This is a genomic window from Flavobacterium soyae (assembly GCF_021245985.1).
Lineage (GTDB): Bacteria > Bacteroidota > Bacteroidia > Flavobacteriales > Flavobacteriaceae > Flavobacterium > Flavobacterium soyae.
In genome coordinates, this window is record NZ_JAJQXA010000057.1 from 1 (window position 1) to 335 (window position 335).

The 335-nt window shown below is 53.7% G+C and carries 1 protein-coding gene; it reads right to left on the bottom strand.

What is annotated here, in order from left to right:
• Positions 1 to 212: aldo/keto reductase (locus LUU93_RS21930; protein WP_232683231.1), on the bottom strand; the 212-nt coding region annotated here is incomplete at its 3' end.
• Positions 213 to 335: the final 123 nt, after the last annotated feature.

Here is a 335-nt window from a genome sequence, read left to right on the forward strand (position 1 = left end):
CCAACCAGTTGTTCGGCGTGGCCCAAGCCATAAACCGCCGCGGTATCGATCCAGTTCACACCACGCTCGACGGCATATTCAAGGGCGCCCAGGCTGTCCTCGTCGTCCTGCGCGCCCCAACTGTATTCCCAGCCGGTGCCAGCAATGGCCCAGGTTCCCAGGCCAATGGGCGAAATCAGAAAATCCGATGATCCAAGACGATTCTTTTGCATAGCGAGTACTCCACAGATGATGTGGGCCAGTATCCGGGAGCAATCTCATGACGATAAGATAGGTAATCTTATTTGAACTACTGAACAGAATTCATGAGTCAGCACCCCGATCTTTCCGAACTG